The following is a 17,023-nucleotide window of genomic DNA, read 5'->3' on the forward strand; positions in this document are numbered from 1 at the left end:
TCGTGGCGCAGGCGCGTTCAGGCCGAGCGCCAGCGCGCGTCGGCCACGACGAGCTTCTTCGGAATGAGCTTGAGACCGGAGAAGGTGTCGGCGATCTGCTGCTGGTAGGCGAGCGTGGCAGCATCGATGGGCTGCACGCCATATCCCGCACGCTTGAGCGCGACTTCGAGCGTCGGCGCGTCGAGCCCCACGAGAGGCGAAAGCTGCGTGGCCACGGCGGGCACGTTGTCGCGCGCCCACGTGTCCACCGCGCCGATCTCGTCGAGCAGCGCGTGGATGATCGGCGCGTGCGCATTCGCGAAGCCGCGGCTCGCAATGTAGTACTGCGTATTGCGCACGAGGCTCTCACCGTTTGCGATCGAGCGCGCGTTCGCCTGGCGTTCGATGGCCGCGAGGTACGGGTCCCAGATCACCCATGCATCGACGCTGCGGCTCGTGAATGCGGCGCGCGCATCGGCGGGCGCGAGATAGATTGGCTGAATCTCTTCGTACTTCAGGTTGGCCTTCTCGAGCGCTTTGACGAGCAGATAATGCACGTTCGAGCCCTTGTTCAGCGCCACGCGCTTGCCGCGCAGGTCGGCGCTCGTACGGATCGGCGAGTCCTGGTGCACGACGATAGCCTCGCCCTGCGCAGCGGGCGGTTCGCTCGCGATATAGACAAAGTCCACGCCACCGGCCTGCGCGAAAATGGGCGGCGTTTCCCCAACCGTGCCGACATCCACCGCGCCCGCGGCCAGCCCTTCCAGCAACTGCGGGCCGCCCGGGAACTCCAGCCACTGCACCGAGAAGCCGAGCGGCGCCAGCCGCCTTTCCAGGGTGCCGCGTGCCTTTAGCACGACGAAGTTGCCGTACTTCTGAAACCCGATGCGCAGCACCCTGGCGTCTTGTGCGCGCGCAGTGCCGCTTTGCAGCGCCAGCGCGGCCGCGCCTACAAGGCCCGTTACGCCCGTTACACCGCGCAGGGCGGCGCCGGTCGCGGCGAGCGACGCGAGCTTGATCAGTGCCCGTCGCGGGCGGTTTGCAGCGGGGTCGTCATGCTTGTCGATCGACATGTCTCTTGTGCCTTAATGGAAATACGCTGAAACGGCCGCGCGTGCGCGGCAAAGCGCTTCTCACCTTAGTCCGTTTCGTCGCCGGCACAACCAAGATATTGTCAGATGCTTATCTCTGAGCCGCTCACGATATCGCGATTGCACACATCATTCGTCGGTTTTATTCGTTATCAAGGCGCCCCTGCACGACTACGATGCTTGCATGGAAGCCTCAAGAACGAATTGTGAGCAGCTCACGAAGGCGAGTGCGAGATGAACGAAACTGGCATTGCATCCGGCCAGCCGGAACAGAGCGACCTGCCGGCGCTGCGCGGTGAGGACGCCTACTGGCGAATCCGCCGCGATGTGCTGTCGTGCCGCTTCATGCCTGGCGCGACCCTCACGGAAAGCCAGTTGATGGAGCACTACGGGATCGGCAAAAGCACGTGCCGCGTCGCGCTCGTGCGGCTCGTTCACGAAGGGTTCATTCGCGCCATGCCGCGCCAGGGCTACCGCGTCGCGCCGATCACGTTGCGCGACGTCGAAGAGGTCTTCGCCCTGCGCGTGCAACTGGAGCCGCTCGCGGCGCGCCTTGCATGCGGCCGCGTCGACGTCGCGCTGCTGCGCAAGCTGGAAGCGGCTTGCCGCGTGCCTTACCCCGAGCGTGAGCTCTCCGATCAGATCGACGTCTTTCTCGACGCGAACCGCGAGTTCCATCTCGCGATCGCCCAGGCAAGCGGAAACGTACGCCTGCACCACACGCTAGCCAACCTGATGGACGAGATGTCGCGCCTCGTCGCGCTCGGCTTCGGCGTGCAGGGCACCAAGCCGGAAATCCGTCACGACCATAATTCGATGATCGACGCATTCGAGACCAACGACGCACGGCGCGCGGAAACGATCGCCCGCCGGCACATCGAAACGTTCCGCGACATGACGATGGAGAAGGTCTACGCGAGCTTGTCCAGCTCGGGCGCGTCGCTGCCCGTGTATACCGTTGCGGAGTTGAGACGGTGACGACAGCGGCCATTTCGGTGCGGGGCATCGGTAAATATTTCGGATCACTAAGCGTACTGGACGATATCCGGTTCGACGTCGGGCAGGGCGAGATCGTGGCGCTGCTCGGCGCCTCGGGCTGCGGCAAGAGCACGCTGCTCAATATCGTCGCGGGCCTGGCCGGGGCCGATTCGGGCGAACTGTGGCTGCACGGCGAGCGCGTCGCGCCTGGCAATGGGCGGCAGTCGCTTTCGTACATGTTTCAGGAAGACCGGCTGCTGCCGTGGCGCACGGTGCGAGCCAACGCGGAGTTCGCGCTCGAATCGGCCCGCCCGCGCCTTGCGGCCCGTGAGCGGCGCGAGCGTGCGGCGGCCGTGCTCGACATGGTGGGTCTCGCTGCGTTTGCCGAACACCACCCGCATCAACTATCGGGCGGCATGCGCAGTCGCGTGGCGCTCGCGCGCAGCCTTGTGAGCGAGCCGGGCATCTTGCTGATGGACGAGCCTTTCTCGAAGCTCGACCCGCAAACGCGCGCGCAGATGCACGCCGAGGTGCTGCGGCTGCGCGCGCTGCGCCCGACCACGATCCTCTTCGTCACGCACGACGTGGAGGAGGCCATCGTACTCGCCGACCGCGTGATCGTGCTGGCGCCGCGCCCCGGCCGCGTGCGCGAGATCGTGCCCGTCAATCTGCCGCGCCCGCGAAGCGCGACCGACGCCGAAGTCGCGGAAGCGATCCGCCGTCTTCGCCTGCTGGTATGAGCCTGATGCCATCCACTACTGCACGCCGCCAGGGCCCTTCGATGCCTGCCTTGCTGTCCCGTTCCTTCGTTTCGCTCGCCGCGCAGCGCGTGGCGCTCGTGGCCCTGCTCGTGGGGGTCTGGTGGATGGCGGCGCGGCGCATGCCGGCCTTCGTGATGCCGGGCCCCGGGCAGGTCGCGCACGCGCTCGTTGCGTTGCTGCACTCGCCCTCGTTCTTCCGCGATCTCGGCGCGACGCTCTACCGCGTGCTGGCGGGCTTCGCGCTCGCGGCCGCGGTGGGTGCGCCGCTCGGCGTGGCCCTTGGCGCAAGCCCACGCGCGGCGCGCTTTTTCGAGCCGTTGCTGGCGATCGTGAACACAGTCTCGTCGGCGATCTGGGCTGTGTTCGCGATCATCTGGTTCGGCATTTCGAACGCAACGACGATATTCGTCGTCTTCATGACCGCCATGCCGCTGATCCTGACCAACGTATGGCAGGGCGCGCTGACCGTCGACACGCAGCACGTCGGACTCGCGCGAAGCCTGCGTTTTTCGCCCGCGCAGATCATGCGCAAGATCTACTTGCCGACCATCCTGCCGCACTTTTTCGCGGGCGCGCGGCTCGCATTCGGCTTCGGCTGGCGCGTCTCGCTCGTGGCGGAGACGATCGGCGCGTCGGACGGCATCGGCTACAGGCTGCGCCAGGCCGCCGATCTCGTGCAAACGGATCAGGTGTTCGCCTGGACCGTGACGCTCGTCGTGCTGATGCTGCTGCTCGAGGCGGGCGTGCTCAAGCCGATCGAACGCCGCCTCTTTCGCTGGAAGCGCGCGGCCTGAATCCACTGACTACGGGGAATGACACCATGCAAATGACACGACACATCAAGCGGGCAGCCGTTGCGGCGCTGGTCGCCGCCGCTTCGACTTGCGCCGCGCAAACGGCGCTGGCCGACACCGTCCGGATCGGTTACTGGACGAGTGGCGTGAGCCTTGGCTTTGGGGCGGTGCTCGAGGCGAAGCCCTTCCTGCAGCAGCGCGGGCTCGACGTGCAGTTCGTGCGCTTCGCCGACGTCAATGCGCCGAACCGGGCGCTCGCGGCCGGCGCAATCGACTTCGCCTTCGCCGCGCCGGCTTCCGCCGTGTTCAGCTCCGCTTCGCAGGGCGCGCCGCTGCGCATCGTGCTGGCGACCCAGCCCGCCGACGTCGCTTTCGTTGCGCCCGAAGACTCGCCTATCCGCTCGCTTGCCGAACTGCGCGGCAAGAAGGTTGGCATGTCGCCGCCGGGAAGCTCGGTCGCATCGATCGCAACCGCCGTTCTGCAAGGCAACTACGGCATTCGCAGCGCCGACTTTTCGATCGTGCCAGGCAACGAAGGGCGTCTCGCGCAGTTTCTCGTGCAGAAGCAGGTCGATGCAGCGGCGGTGCGCACGATCACCGTGGCGCAGTTGAAAGACCTGAAGGTGCGCCAGCTCGGCACGTTCGGCGACGAATGGAAGAAGCTCACGAAAAGCGACGCCGTGCCGTATATCGGCGTGAGCGCGGTGCGCGCGGACTGGCTCGCGCAGCATCCGGCCGACGCGGCGAAGCTGATTGCCGGCTTGCGCGCCGCGCTGCAATGGGGCGCCGCACACCACAGCGACGTTTCGGCGATCCTGCAAAAGAGCGCGAACCTTCCTGCGGCCGACGCCGATGCCTACGCGGCGCGCTGGTCTGAAATCAACCGCGTGAGTTTCGAGCCGGCCGACATCGAGACCTTGCAGCACGAGCACAAGATCTTTGTCGACGGCGGCGTGATTCAAGGCGAATTGCCCGCCGGTCTGTTCGACACCGCGCCTTACACCGCCTCGCGATCCATTCAGTAACCCTCATCTATTTTTTTCGGCATTCATTCGGAGTCCAGATATGGCAGTTTCCCTTCCTTCCACCATGAAGGCGCTCGTGCTGCGCGCGCACGGCGACCTCGACCAGCTCGAGGTCGTGAGCGACAAGCCCGTGCCGCGGGCCGAGCCGGGCGGCGTGGTGATCCGCGTGCGCGCTTCGTCGTTCAACTATCACGACGTTTTCACGGTGAAGGGCATGCCGGGCATCAAGGTGCCGCTGCCGGTCGTGATCGGCCTCGACATGGCGGGTGAGATCGTCGCCGTCGGCGAGGGCGTGGAAGGCTGGAAGATTGGCGAGCGCGTGCTTGTGAACCCGCTCAACCGCGAGAAGGGGCTGATGGGCGAGATGCTCGACGGCGGCATGGCCGAATATTGCGCCGTTTCCGCCGCGCAATTGATCCCGCTGCCCGACGCGGTGAGCTTCGAGGCGGCCTCCGCGTTGCCGGTTGCGTATGGCACGGCGCATCGCATGCTGATCACGCACCAGACCGTGAAGGCCGGCGACCGCGTGCTGATTCTCGGCGCGAGCGGCGGCGTGGGGACGGCTTCGCTGCTGCTCGCGAAGCAACTCGGTGCCGAAGTGATCGCCTGCGCGGGCAGCGACGAAAAGGCCGCGCAACTGAAGGCGCTCGGCGCCGACCACGTCGTCAATTACCGCACGACCGACTTTTCGAAATGGGCGATCGCGCAGTACGGCAAACCGCAGCGGCGCAGCCAGGAAGGCGGCGTGGACGTGCTCGTGAACTTCACGGGCGGCGAAACCTGGGTGCCTTCGCTCAAGTGCGTCAAGCGCGGCGGAACGGTGCTCGTATGCGGCGCGACGGCGGGTCACGACCCGAAGGAAGACCTGCGCTACATCTGGAGTTTCGAACTGAAGGTGATCGGCTCGAACAGTTTCTACGACGACAACCTGCGTGCGCTGCTCGCGCAGATCGCGCGCGGCGAGCTTACGCCCGCCATCGATCGCGTGCTGCCCCTCGAAGAGGCCGCCCAGGGCTTGCGCCTGATCCGCGACCGCGAGGTGCTGGGCAAGATCGTCGTCACACCGTAATCGGGGCAAGGAGAGAATACGCATGAATCAGGCAGCAAACCCAACGGCATTGCCGACAGCCGAAGACGTAGAGGCGCGTTTGCGCCGTGGTCCGTATCACGAATGGCTCGGGCTGAAGGTCGTCGCGGTTGCCGACGGCGAGATCGAACTCACTGCGGCGTGGCGCGAGGAATGGGTCGTGAACCCCGAGAAACGCTACACGCATGGCGGCATCCTGGCCGCGCTGGTCGACCTCGCCGCCGACTGGGCGCTCGTTTCGAAAACGGGGCGCGGCGTGCCGACGATCGACCTGCGCGTCGATTACCACCGCGCGGCGCTGCCGGGCGACCTGCGCGTGAAGGGCAAGGTGATCCGCTTCGGCGCGCAGATCGCGACGGCCGAAGCGCAGGTGTTCGACGCGGACGGCAAACTCGTCGCGAGCGGCCGAGGCGCCTATTCCACCGCCGGCGCAGCCGCACCCGCGCCGCAGCCGGCACGCCCGTGATGCTGAGCCTCGATCACCTCGTCATCAACACGCGCTACGACACCGACGCGGCGCAAGCGCTGTTCGGCGCACTGGGCTTTACACTCACGCCGCGCGGGTTCCACACGCTCGGTTCGATCAATCACGCGATCGTGTTCGAAGGGCACTATCTCGAACTGATCGGCCTGCCCGCCGACGGCTCGGCCACGCGGCCGGAGATCGCCGCAAGCCCGCTTGGCGCGGATGGCCTCGTCTTGCGCAGCGACGATCCGCAACGCACCTTCGACGATCTGCGCACTGCCGGTTTCGACGCAACGCCGCCGCAGCACTTCTCGCGGCCGGTGGCGGGGCTCGGCGATGCGCGCTTCGTGACCGTGCGCCTTGGGTCCGGCCAATTGCCGGGCGGGCGTGTGTACTTCTGCCAGCACCTCACGCCCGAGTTCGTGTTCCGCGAAGCGTGGCGCACTCATGCCAACGGCGCGTATGCGCTCGCGGCGCTGCATCTCGTGGACGCGGAGCGCGAGGACTATGCGCGTCTTGGCGAGCCGGAGCCGGGCTTCGAGCTGGTCTTTCACCGTCGCGCCCAGTTTGACGCGTATTTCGGCGCGCTCGCCGGGCATGTTACGGCGCGCGCGCCGCGCTACGGCGCGGTCACGATTCGGACTCCAAAGTGGCGCGAGATCGGTACGTACGCGCAGCGCGCGCAATTGCCGTATGAAGTGGAAGCCACGCGTAGCCTTGTCGCGTTGCCTCGTTTCGATACCTTGCTGGAGTTCGTGCCATGAGCTTGCCGCGCAACCTCGGCGATCTGATCGACCGCAGCGGCGACGCCGCAGCGCTCGCGCTCATCGAACTCGACGACGCGCTGACACCGGTGCGCTACCGTTTCGGGGAACTCGACGCGCTGGCGGACCGCGTCGCGGCAGCGCTCGCCACGCGCCACGCACGCGGCGAGCGCATCGCCGTGCTCGCCGCGAACTCGGCGCACTATGTTGCGACGGTGCTGGGCATCATGCGGGCGGGTCTCGTCGCGGTGCCTGTAAACTTCCGCTTCCCTCGCGCGCTCATCGCCGACGTGATAGCGGACAGTGGTGCGAGCCTCGTGTTCTGCGACGCGAAACGCGTGGCGGACTTGCCACCGGGTCTCGCGGGCGTCGTGTTCGATGCGCGCGCGCCGTTGCTTGCAAGCGAATTGCCCGATCACGTCACGCCGTTTTCGGCCTTCGTGGCGAACCTGCGCGCGACGCGTTTCGAGCCAGTCGAGCCGCTGCCGGGCGAAGCCGCGCTCATGCTCTATACATCGGGCTCGACGGGGCGGCCCAAAGGCGTTGTACTGTCGCACGAGAGCCACCTGTGGGTCGTACACACGCGCCTGCTGTCGCAGCCGCTCGCAGGTGAGCGCGTGCTGATCGCCGCGCCGCTCTTTCACATGAATGCCCTTGCGCTGGCGTTCCTCACATTGGCTGCGCGCGCAACGACCGTGATGTTGCCGCAATTCGAGGCCGGCAACTATATTCGCGCCGTGGCCGCCTGGCGCTGCACGTGGCTCACCGCCGTGCCGCCGATGATCGCCATGATGCTGCAACAGCGCGAACTGCTTGCGCAAAGCGATCTTTCCTCCGTGCGCTACGTGCGGATGGGCTCGGCGCCCGTCAGCGCCACGCTGTTGCAACAGATCCACGCACTGCTGCCGAACGCGCGCGTCATCAACGCGTACGGCACCACGGAGGGCGGCCCGGTCGTGTTCGGCCCGCATCCGCAGGGCTTGCCGACACCGCCGCTTTCGGTCGGCGCCGCGCATGCGCTCGTCAAGCTGCGTCTCGTCGACGAAAACGGCGCACAGGCGGAAGAGGGCGAGTTGCATTTGCGCAGCCCGGCGCTGATGACCGGCTATCACAACCGCCCGGACGTGCGCGCGCCGCTCACGCAAGACGGTTACTACCGCACCGGCGACGTCTTCCGCCGCGACGCGCAGGGTTTCTACACGTTCGTCGGCCGCCGCGACGATATGTTCGTCTGCGGCGGCGAGAACATCTATCCGGGCGAAGTCGAGCGCCTGCTCGAACGCCATCCGGATGTCGCGCAGGCGTGCGTCGTGCCGGTGGCCGACGAGATCAAGGGCGCAAAGCCGGTGGCGTTCGTCGTCCTGAAAGCCGGCGCGCAGGCTGACGAAGCCACGCTCAAGCATTACGCGCTGGAGCACGCGCCCGCTTTTCAGCATCCGCGCCGGGTGTGGTTCGTCGACATGCTCCCGATCGCTTCGACAAACAAGATCGACCGCGCCGCACTCAAAGGCGAGGCCGCGCGCCGCGTGGCCGCGACCGCGCCCACCCACGGAGACCACTCATTCCATGAAACCCCGTAACAGACTGGCCGCCTGGCTCGCCGCGGCCTGCGCGCCGCTTTTCGCGCTTGCGGCAAGCGATGCCCATGCGCTCGATGCCGTCACGGTCGGCCTCGCGATTCCGCCCGCCGTGCACGACGGCGCGCCTTATGCCGCCGCCGACAAGCTGGGCCTCTTCAAGAGCGAAGGGCTCGACGTGAAGCTCGTCGTGTTCCAGGGCGCAGGGGCGCTAATTCCGCAGGTGGCGAGCAAGCGTATCACGTTCGGCTACCCGACCTCTGAGCCGCTCCTGTCGAGCTATCTGAACGGCGGCACGCCGCCGCCCGTGCGCTACTTTTACAACGGCGTGCCCGCGAACACGATGGAGTTTGCCGTGCTCGCCTCGTCGCCGGTGAAAAGACTGGCCGATCTGGACGGCAAGAAGATCGGCGTTGGCGCGCTCACGTGGGGCACGATTCCGGGTGGCCGCGCCGCGTTGCGCGAGGCAGGGCTCACGCCTGGCAAGAATGTGGACTACGTGCCCGTGGGCTCGCTCGGCTCCGGGTTTCAGGCACTGAAAACGGGCGCCGTCGACGCGCTCAATTTCAACAGCAGCTGGGACGACATGCTGGAACTTTCGGGCACGCCGATCCGCCGCCTCCGCTATCCGGCCGTGTTCGACGAAACGGCCGGCAACGGCTTCATTGCCCATCGCGATACGTTTGCCGAGCGGCCGGACCTGATCGTGCGCTTCGGCCGCGCCTATACGGAAGCGCAAATCGTCTGCGATGCGAATCCGGCGTTCTGCGTGAAGGCCTTCTGGGAGGCGCACCCCGAGTCGAAGCCGCCAGGCGACGAAGCACACAACCTGCGCGTGGCGGAGGAACTGCTCAAGCGGCGTCTCTCCCGCGTGCTGCGAACTGCAGACGGCAAACCGCGCCAGCCCGGCGCATACGACTTGCCCGCCGTGCGCGCGAATCTGGCCGAGATGCAGCGGGTGGGCGAGTTCCCGAAGGGCGAGGTGCCGCTCGATCAACTGTTCTCGAACCAGTTCGTGGCCGACTTCAGCCACTTCGACGAGGCCGCGCTGCGCGAACGCGCGCGGCAGCAGCCGTGAGCGCGCGCATCGAGGTGACGCCGCGCGTGGCGCTGATCGATGTCGCGCGGCGCATCGTGCTCAAGGGCTTCGCGCCGCATGCGCAGGTCGAGTTGACCGCGCGGCTCGACATGCCGGACGGCAGCGCATGGCGCAGCACGAACCGCTTCGCGACCGACGCCGACGGCAACGCCGATCTCGGCGAGGTCGCGCCCACGGCGGGCGACTATGCGCACAGCGGCGTGCAGCCGATGGGCGTGGTCTGGTCGATGCGCTGCGAGAGCGAGCCGACGCGTGCCGAAGGCATCGAGCCGCTGACCGTCGAACTCGTTGCGCGCCAAACGGGAGGGGCGGACACCGCAGCCACGGCGCAGTTCGTGCAACAGTACGTGGCCGATGGCGTCGTGCGCCGCGAGATTCGCGAAGCGGGCGTGGTCGGCACGCTGTTCACGCCCGCGACGCCTGGGCCGCATCCAGCCGTGGTCGTGCTCAATGGCTCGGGCGGCGGCATCAACGAGCCGCGCGCGGCGCTTTACGCGGCGCACGGTTACGCGGCGCTCGCGCTCGGCTATTTCAACGCGCCGGGACTGCCGCCCACCATTTCGCACACGCCGCTGGAATACTTCGCGGCGGCGCTCGACTGGCTGCGCGAGAGCGTGCACCCGCAAAACGATTTTGTGGCCGTGGCGGGACAGTCGCGCGGTGGGGAACTCGCGTTGCTGCTCGCGGCGACGTGGCCCGAGCGGGTTTCGGCCGTGATCGGCTATGTGCCGAGCGCCGTGCTGCACGGCACGCTGCGCGCGGGCGCGCCCGGCGAACCGCCGGATTCGGTCGCGTGGACGCTTGGCGGCCGCCCGCTCGCGCATGTGTGGGAGCGCAATACTCACGCCGACTGGACCGCGTTCCGCCACGCGAGTGCGCCGGGCGAACCGGTGCGTCAGGCGCCGGCCTTCGAGTCGGCGCTCGGCGACGCCGAGGCCGTGGCCCGCGCGCGTATTCCCGTCGAGCGCATTGCCGGACCGGTCTTGCTGATTTCAGGCACCGACGACGGCTTCTGGCCATCGTCGCGCTACGCCGAAATGATCGCCGCCGATCTCGCGGCGCGCGGCTTCCCGCACCGCGTCGAGCATTTGCGCTACGAGGGCGCGGGCCACTCGATCCTGTTTCCGCATGTGCCGACCACGCAGATCGCACGCGTGCATCCGGTCGCGCGCGTGCCGATCACGGCAGGCGGCACGGCCGCCGCGAATGCGCGCGCAAACGAGGCTTCGTGGCCGCGTGTGCTGCAGTTCCTCGACGCAGCGAGGCGCGCGCCATGAGCACGAGCGCCTTTCATGCCGAGCGGGTCTCGGTGAGCTACCGCACGCGTACCGGCACGATCGACGCGTTGCTCGACGTGGACCTGCGTATCGAGGCGGGCGAGTTCGTCGCGCTGCTGGGGCCGTCCGGCTGCGGCAAGTCCACCTTGCTCAAGGTGGCGGCGGCGCTGATTGCGCCGACCTCGGGGCGTGCGCGCCTCGGCGGCGCGGCGCTGACGAAGCCGGGCCGCCAGGTCGGCGTAGCGTTCCAGAAGCCGAACCTGCTGCCGTGGCGCAACGTACTCGACAACGTGCTGTTGCCCGCGCGCACGCTCGGCCTGCCGATGGAGCACGCACAGGCGCGCGCACGGGAACTGCTTGAACTCGTGGGACTGGATGCTTTCGCGCGCAACTATCCAGCCGAGCTTTCCGGCGGCATGCAGCAGCGCGTGGGCATTGCGCGCATGCTGCTGCATGACCCCGAACTGCTGCTGATGGACGAGCCCTTCGCCGCCCTCGACGCGCTCACGCGCGAGCGGCTCACGCTCGAACTCCAACGTATCTGGCTCGCGCAGCGCAAGTCGGTGCTGTTCATTACGCACAGCATTCCCGAGGCGGTCTTTCTCGCGGATCGCGTCGTCGTCATGTCGGCGCGGCCGGGCCGCATCGTCGACGAACTGGTGGTGCCGATCGCGCGAGCGCGTGACGCGGACACCCTCAGTTCCACGGCATTCGTCGATGCGTGCGCGTATTTGCGGAGGCACTTCCAATGAATCAACGAAAGCGCAAAGGCATGCCCGCGGCGCTGTATCCGCTCGCGAGCCTCGCGGCAGCGATCGCCTGCTGGCAGGCCGTGGTCGCATGGTGGTCGATACCGGACTATGTGCTGCCCGCGCCCGCCGAAGTGGGCCGGGCACTCGCGGCGGGCTTCGCCGACGGCACGTTGTGGCCGCATATTGCCGCGACCCTCGGCGAGACGCTGCTTGGCTACGCAATCGGCAGCGTGCTCGCCGTCGCGACCGGTGCCGTGCTCGCGGAGTCGCGTACGTTCGAGCGTTTCGTGTTCCCGCTGCTCGCTGGCCTGCAGGCCATGCCGAAGGTCGCGCTCGGGCCGATCATTCTCGTCTGGTGCGGCTATGGCAGCGCCTCGAAGGTCGTGCTCGTCGTGCTCGTGTGCTTCTTCCCGCTGTTCGTGAACACGGTCAATGGCCTCAAGCGCGCCGACCCGGATCTGCTCGACGCGTGCCGGGCATTCTCGGCCTCGCGTGCGTTTCTGTTCTTGCACGTGAAGTTGCCTTGCGCCGCGCCCGAAATCTTCAGCGGCCTGCAGATCGGCGTGTCGCTGGCGCTGATCGGCGCGGTGGTCGGAGAGTTTCTCTCTTCGCAGCGCGGGCTCGGTTATCTGATCAGTTCGGCCTCGGTCAATATGAGCGTCGCGACGATGTTCGCGGGCGTCGTGCTGCTCGCCGTCATTGGCGTGGGCGGCGCGCAGGCCGTGCGCGCGGTGCAGCGCCGAGTGGTGTTCTGGGAGCGCAGTGACGGCGATACCAGTCGCGTGGGCGGCTGAGGAGGTCGGCGCGTATCGGGTCGCTCAAGCCGCACGCCGCTCATCATCCAGCCAGCTTTCTGATGATGCCGCCTGCGTTGAACCGGCCAGAAGTGCCCCATTCGAGCGTATGCTTGCCATTAAACGACGGCATTCAACCCCGATGGAGACACGCATGGCGGCACTTCAGATCGACGATGTCCCGGCCGCGATCCGGCAGGCCAAGCGCACGTTGCGCGCGCAACTGCCGAACTATCGCGAAGTGTTCGAGGAGGTCGCGCAGGCCATAGGCGAAGAGGCGCGGAGCATCGCGCGACTGCGCGAGGCGGGCGAGTCCGTGATTCCGGAGATCGCCTTCGCCGACATCGCGGCGCAGCGCGTGAGCGCCGAGACGATCGCGCGCGTGAAAGCGCGCGGCGCCTGCGTGATCCGCCGCGTATTCGAGCCGGAGCAGGCCGCGCGCTGGGATGCCGAAATCGCGGAGTACGTGGCGCGCAACGATCTCGACGCGCTCGCAACCCAACGCGCGGCGCAGCGCAATGCCCTCCCGCCGCAAGCGAGCCGCCCGCTGATCTACGGCTTGTACTGGTCGCGCCCGCAAGTGCAGGCACGCGAGTCCGCCGAACTCACCGCCGCGCGCGTCTTTCTCAACCGTCTGTGGCGCCACGAGAGCGAAGGGCGCGTGCATTTCGATCCCGATGTCGTGCCCGCCTACGCCGACCGCCTGCGGCGCCGGCCGCCCGGAACGGCGGCGCCCGGCCTCGCCGCGCATTGCGACGGCGGCGCGGTCGAGCGCTGGGTCGACGAGAGCTTCCGCCAGGTGTATCGCCACGTGTTCTCGGGCGACTGGCGGCGCTACGACCCGTTCGACGGCGCTTACCGCACGCACGCGAGCGAGATTCCTTCGCGCATCGCTTCTTCGATGTTCCGCACCTTCCAGGGCTGGACCGCGCTCACGCCGCAGGGCCCCGGCGACGGCACGCTGCAGATCGTGCCGATCGCCAACGCCATGGCGTACGTGCTCCTGCGCGCGCTGCAGGACGACGTGGCCGAAGACGACCTGTGCGGCGCGCAACCGGGCCGCGGGCTGCCGATCAGTTCCGAATGGCACGCGCCGCTCGTCGACGCGCTGACATCGATTCCGCAGATGCAAGCCGGCGACACCGTGTTCTGGCACTGCGACGTGATTCACTCGGTGGAAGACGAGCACCGCGGCACGGGATACAGCAACGTGATGTACATCCCGGCCACGCCGGGTTGCGCGAAGAACGACGCCTATTTGCAGCGCCAGTTGCCGAGCTTCCTCGAAGGCCGCAGCCCGCCCGATTTTCCCCCTGAGCACATCGAAGCCGATCTGGCGGACCGGGCGGGCGTGGCCGATCTCACCGCGCTCGGCCGCACCCAGCTAGGTCTGCCCGGCGCCGCCTAGCACAGGCAGATGACGCGCGCGTGTCGGTGCATCGATTCGCGCGCTTGCCTGCAAAAGCACGCCTATGGCATGCTGTGCGCCGATCAACCGGCCATGACGACCATGGATTTCGCTTCGTCCGTCGCAACGTATGGCGCCGACCTGTCGGGTCTCGTTTGCGGTTTTCGCTTCACGCCGGGGCAACCCGGGCAGTCCGTCACGTGCGACGATGTACTCGACGCGCTGCGGCGCACGCACGAAAGCGGCGAGCCGCAAGCCGCGCACGACGACTCGTTCTACTGGCTGCACTTCAATCTCGCCCACGCCGCGGCACAACCGTGGATGCGCGCGCATCTCGACCTGCCCGACGCCTTCTTCGAAATGCTCGTGGAAGGCTCGCACTCCACGCGCATCGAACACGTGGACAACGGGCTCTTCGCCGTGGTCAACGACGTGATGTTCGATTTCGAACTCACGCCCTCGCAGATCGCGACCCTCTGGTCATACACGCACGAACGCATACTCGTCACGGCGCGGCTGAAGCCGCTGCGCTCCATCGACCGTCTGCGCGGCTACGTGCGCAACGGCGAGACGTTCCGCTCGCCGGCCGAGTTGCTCATCCACTTGATGCGCGATCAGGCCGACCTGATGGTGGAGATCGTGCGCCGCACGAGCGTCGATGTCGATCGCGCCGAGGACCAGTTTCTTGCCTCGCGCCGCTCGGCGAGCCGTCATGAACTCGCGGCCATGCGGCGCATCCTGGTGCGCCTGCAACGGATGCTCGCGCCGGAGCCTGGCTCGATTTTCCGTCTGCTCGCGCGCCCGCCGCGCTGGCTCCAGCTAGCCGACATGCAGGACCTGCGCGAGGCGACCGAGGAGTTTTCGCTCGTGCTGGGCGACATGGCCGGACTGGTGGAGCGCATCAAGCTCCTGCAGGAAGAAATTGCCGCGCGGCTCGAGGAGCAGAACAACCGCACGCTTTTCACGCTCACGCTCGTGACCGTGCTCGCGCTGCCGATCAACATCGTCGCGGGCTTCTTCGGCATGAACGTAGGCGGCATTCCGCTTGCGGAAAACCGCCACGGCTTCTGGCTCATGGTGGTGCTGGTCGCGACCTTCACGGCGCTGCTGGGATGGTGGGTGTTCCGCCGGCGCGGGGACACCTGAGGCACGCGTTGCCTATGAGGCACCGCAGGCTCGCGGGGCCGCCGCCGGGCCCTCACGCGCGCGCTATATACTAGGCGCTCGAATTTCCTGTTTGAGCGCCTGCCATGACCGTTCCCTCGTCGACGCCCGAGGCCGTGCCCCCCGTAAGCGATGCCGCGTATGCCGGGGTGCGGGAGCCGGACGCCGACCTGCGCGAGCCGTTGCGCTCGCACGATCATGCGGTTTTTCCCGGCGCCGGGCACGCAACGGCGGACCCGTTGCTCGATGGCCTGTTGCGCCTCGTCGCGGCGCATTTCGGGGTGGCGGCAGCCTGCGTGGTGCCCGGCGAGGCGCCCGCCGTGCACGGGCGCGGCGCCGGCGTGGACGAGACGGTCTACGAAGCACTGCGCACGCTTGCGCATCCGACCAGCGAAAGCGGCGCAAGAGAGCCGCTCATCGTGCCCGATATATCCACCGACCCCGCCTGGTGCACTGTGCTTGCACACGCAAGCAAGCCGCTCCGGTTCGTGGCCGCGTGGCCCTTGTACGGCGCGCAGGGCGAGCACGTCGGCAGCCTCTGCCTGATCGACCCCGCCCCGCGCGAGCTGGACGCCGCCGCTCGCGCGAGTCTCGGCGACTTTGCGCGCGTGGCGGCCGCGCTGGCCGCGCGGCCGGCGCGCGCCACGAGCCGCGATATCGACGTTCCCGCCACAGACGAACCCGCGCTGTATGCCGAACTCGAAGCATTGCGCGAGCAGGAACGGCTGCTCGCGCACGCCATCGACGGCAGCGGCACAGGCATCTGGGACCGCGACGTGGTGACGGGCGAGATCCGCTATTCGGATGGCTGGAAGGCAATACTCGGCTACGCCGGGCACGAGTTGACGAGCCGTATCGAAGACAGCTATCTGCGACTGCACCCCGAAGACGCCGAGTACGTGAAGGCCGCGATGCAGGCGCACTTCGAAGGCCGCACGCCGACGTACGAAGTCGAGCACCGCATTCGTTGCAAGGACGGCCGCTACAAGTGGATCTGCAGCCGCGGCAAGGTCATGAGCCGCGACGCGAACGGGCGCGCGCTGCGCATGATCGGCACGACCACGGACATCACCTCGATGCGCGAGATGGCCGAGCGTTTGCGCGAGAGCGCGGCGCTCGTCACGAACCTCACGAACGAGGTGCCGGGCCTCGTGTTCCAGCGCCGCCAGACGTCCGGCGGCCACGCGTTGTTCTCCTATGCGAGTGCGGGCATCGCGGAAATCTTCGAACTCACGCCCGCGCAGGCCGCGCACGACACGGCGTGCATCGACGCGCTGATTCATCCCGACGATCTCGACGCATGGCGCGCCTCGTTCGAGCAGTCGGCGGCGAACCTCACGCCGTGGCATCTGGAGTTTCGCGTGCTGCTGCCGCAGCAGGGCTTGCGCTGGCGCCAGGGCGATGCGAGGCCGCAGCGGCTCGCCAACGGCACGACGGTCTGGCATGGCTTCATCACGGAAGCGACCGAGCGCAAGCGTATCGAAGCCGAACTGCAGGAATTCGCGAGCACCGACGGCCTCACGCGTCTGGCCAACCGCCGTCACTTCATGGCCCGCGTCGAGGCGCAGCTTGCGCAGGCGCGGCGCGGCGGCGCCAGTGCGGCCGTGATGATGTGCGACCTCGACCACTTCAAGTCGATCAACGACCGCTGGGGCCACGCGATCGGCGACGACGTGCTGCGCCATTTCGCCGAGATCCTGCGCACGCAGTTGCGCGTGGGCGACCTGGCCGGCCGTATCGGCGGCGAGGAGTTTGCGATCCTGCTCGCGGCCACCGACCTCGAAGGCGCGCATAGCGTCGCGCAGCGCATACAGGAGCGCTTCGCCGCGCAACCGCTCGCGGTGGTGGGCGAGGTCGTGGCGCTTACCGTGAGCATCGGCATCACGCTCATGAACGCCGCCGACATGAGCGCCGAAGCCACGCTCACGCGCAGCGACTTCGCACTCTACCGCGCGAAAAAAGGCGGACGTAACCGCATCGAATGCGCATAACGCGCGGCCACGTTAG

General features: G+C 67.6%; 16 protein-coding genes. 15 read left to right on the top strand and 1 reads right to left on the bottom strand.

Annotated features, from left to right (window positions below):
- Nucleotides 1–17: 17 nt before the first annotated feature.
- On the bottom strand, nucleotides 18–1,052 hold the full coding sequence (locus tag U5A57_RS31340; RefSeq protein WP_321915558.1) for a sulfonate ABC transporter substrate-binding protein: 1,035 nt from the start codon (nucleotides 1,050–1,052) through the stop codon (nucleotides 18–20).
- A gap of 252 nt (nucleotides 1,053–1,304) precedes the next feature.
- Here U5A57_RS31340 and U5A57_RS31345 point away from each other — a divergent pair, with 252 nt between their 5' ends.
- The 15 genes from U5A57_RS31345 (at nucleotide 1,305) to U5A57_RS31415 (ending at nucleotide 17,007) form a co-directional block, all read left to right on the top strand.
- Complete coding sequence (locus U5A57_RS31345; protein ID WP_321915559.1) at nucleotides 1,305–2,048, top strand: GntR family transcriptional regulator; 744 nt, start codon at nucleotides 1,305–1,307, stop codon at nucleotides 2,046–2,048.
- Entirely contained in the window at nucleotides 2,045–2,788 is a 744-nt protein-coding gene (locus U5A57_RS31350; RefSeq protein ID WP_321915560.1) for an ABC transporter ATP-binding protein, read from the top strand. The genes U5A57_RS31345 and U5A57_RS31350 overlap by 4 nt, the downstream gene beginning before the upstream one ends.
- 41 nt (nucleotides 2,789–2,829) lie before the next feature.
- On the top strand, nucleotides 2,830–3,603 hold the full coding sequence (locus U5A57_RS31355) for an ABC transporter permease (protein ID WP_415774683.1): 774 nt from the start codon (nucleotides 2,830–2,832) through the stop codon (nucleotides 3,601–3,603).
- Nucleotides 3,604–3,629: 26 nt separating this feature from the next.
- Nucleotides 3,630–4,628 carry an ABC transporter substrate-binding protein gene (locus U5A57_RS31360; RefSeq protein WP_321915562.1) on the top strand — a complete coding sequence of 333 codons (999 nt, stop codon included), beginning with the start codon at nucleotides 3,630–3,632 and terminating at the stop codon, nucleotides 4,626–4,628.
- A 64-nt stretch (nucleotides 4,629–4,692) separates the two neighbouring features.
- The gene (locus U5A57_RS31365) at nucleotides 4,693–5,697 is read left to right on the top strand and encodes an SDR family NAD(P)-dependent oxidoreductase (RefSeq protein WP_321915609.1); all 1,005 of its coding nucleotides are present in this window, start codon (nucleotides 4,693–4,695) and stop codon (nucleotides 5,695–5,697) included.
- 22 nt (nucleotides 5,698–5,719) lie between these two features.
- Entirely contained in the window at nucleotides 5,720–6,181 is a 462-nt protein-coding gene (locus U5A57_RS31370) for a PaaI family thioesterase (protein ID WP_321915563.1), read from the top strand.
- Nucleotides 6,181–6,945 carry a VOC family protein gene (locus U5A57_RS31375; RefSeq protein WP_321915564.1) on the top strand — a complete coding sequence of 255 codons (765 nt, stop codon included), beginning with the start codon at nucleotides 6,181–6,183 and terminating at the stop codon, nucleotides 6,943–6,945. Before U5A57_RS31370 ends, U5A57_RS31375 begins: the two co-directional genes overlap by 1 nt.
- On the top strand, nucleotides 6,942–8,525 hold the full coding sequence (locus U5A57_RS31380; RefSeq protein ID WP_321915565.1) for a class I adenylate-forming enzyme family protein: 1,584 nt from the start codon (nucleotides 6,942–6,944) through the stop codon (nucleotides 8,523–8,525). The genes U5A57_RS31375 and U5A57_RS31380 overlap by 4 nt, the downstream gene beginning before the upstream one ends.
- The gene (locus U5A57_RS31385; RefSeq protein ID WP_321915566.1) at nucleotides 8,512–9,600 is read left to right on the top strand and encodes an ABC transporter substrate-binding protein; all 1,089 of its coding nucleotides are present in this window, start codon (nucleotides 8,512–8,514) and stop codon (nucleotides 9,598–9,600) included. The genes U5A57_RS31380 and U5A57_RS31385 overlap by 14 nt, the downstream gene beginning before the upstream one ends.
- The gene (locus U5A57_RS31390; protein WP_321915567.1) at nucleotides 9,597–10,898 is read left to right on the top strand and encodes an acyl-CoA thioesterase/bile acid-CoA:amino acid N-acyltransferase family protein; all 1,302 of its coding nucleotides are present in this window, start codon (nucleotides 9,597–9,599) and stop codon (nucleotides 10,896–10,898) included. The genes U5A57_RS31385 and U5A57_RS31390 overlap by 4 nt, the downstream gene beginning before the upstream one ends.
- Nucleotides 10,895–11,650 carry an ABC transporter ATP-binding protein gene (locus U5A57_RS31395; protein ID WP_321915568.1) on the top strand — a complete coding sequence of 252 codons (756 nt, stop codon included), beginning with the start codon at nucleotides 10,895–10,897 and terminating at the stop codon, nucleotides 11,648–11,650. The genes U5A57_RS31390 and U5A57_RS31395 overlap by 4 nt, the downstream gene beginning before the upstream one ends.
- The gene (locus tag U5A57_RS31400) at nucleotides 11,647–12,444 is read left to right on the top strand and encodes an ABC transporter permease (protein WP_321915569.1); all 798 of its coding nucleotides are present in this window, start codon (nucleotides 11,647–11,649) and stop codon (nucleotides 12,442–12,444) included. The genes U5A57_RS31395 and U5A57_RS31400 overlap by 4 nt, the downstream gene beginning before the upstream one ends.
- A gap of 154 nt (nucleotides 12,445–12,598) precedes the next feature.
- Nucleotides 12,599–13,852 carry a DUF1479 domain-containing protein gene (locus U5A57_RS31405; RefSeq protein ID WP_321915570.1) on the top strand — a complete coding sequence of 418 codons (1,254 nt, stop codon included), beginning with the start codon at nucleotides 12,599–12,601 and terminating at the stop codon, nucleotides 13,850–13,852.
- A 93-nt stretch (nucleotides 13,853–13,945) separates the two neighbouring features.
- Nucleotides 13,946–14,998 carry a transporter gene (locus U5A57_RS31410; protein WP_415774074.1) on the top strand — a complete coding sequence of 351 codons (1,053 nt, stop codon included), beginning with the start codon at nucleotides 13,946–13,948 and terminating at the stop codon, nucleotides 14,996–14,998.
- A gap of 104 nt (nucleotides 14,999–15,102) precedes the next feature.
- Complete coding sequence (locus tag U5A57_RS31415) at nucleotides 15,103–17,007, top strand: diguanylate cyclase (RefSeq protein WP_321915571.1); 1,905 nt, start codon at nucleotides 15,103–15,105, stop codon at nucleotides 17,005–17,007.
- Nucleotides 17,008–17,023: the final 16 nt, after the last annotated feature.

The organism is Paraburkholderia sp. J11-2, from assembly GCF_905220185.1.
In the GTDB taxonomy this organism is placed as follows: domain Bacteria; phylum Pseudomonadota; class Gammaproteobacteria; order Burkholderiales; family Burkholderiaceae; genus Paraburkholderia.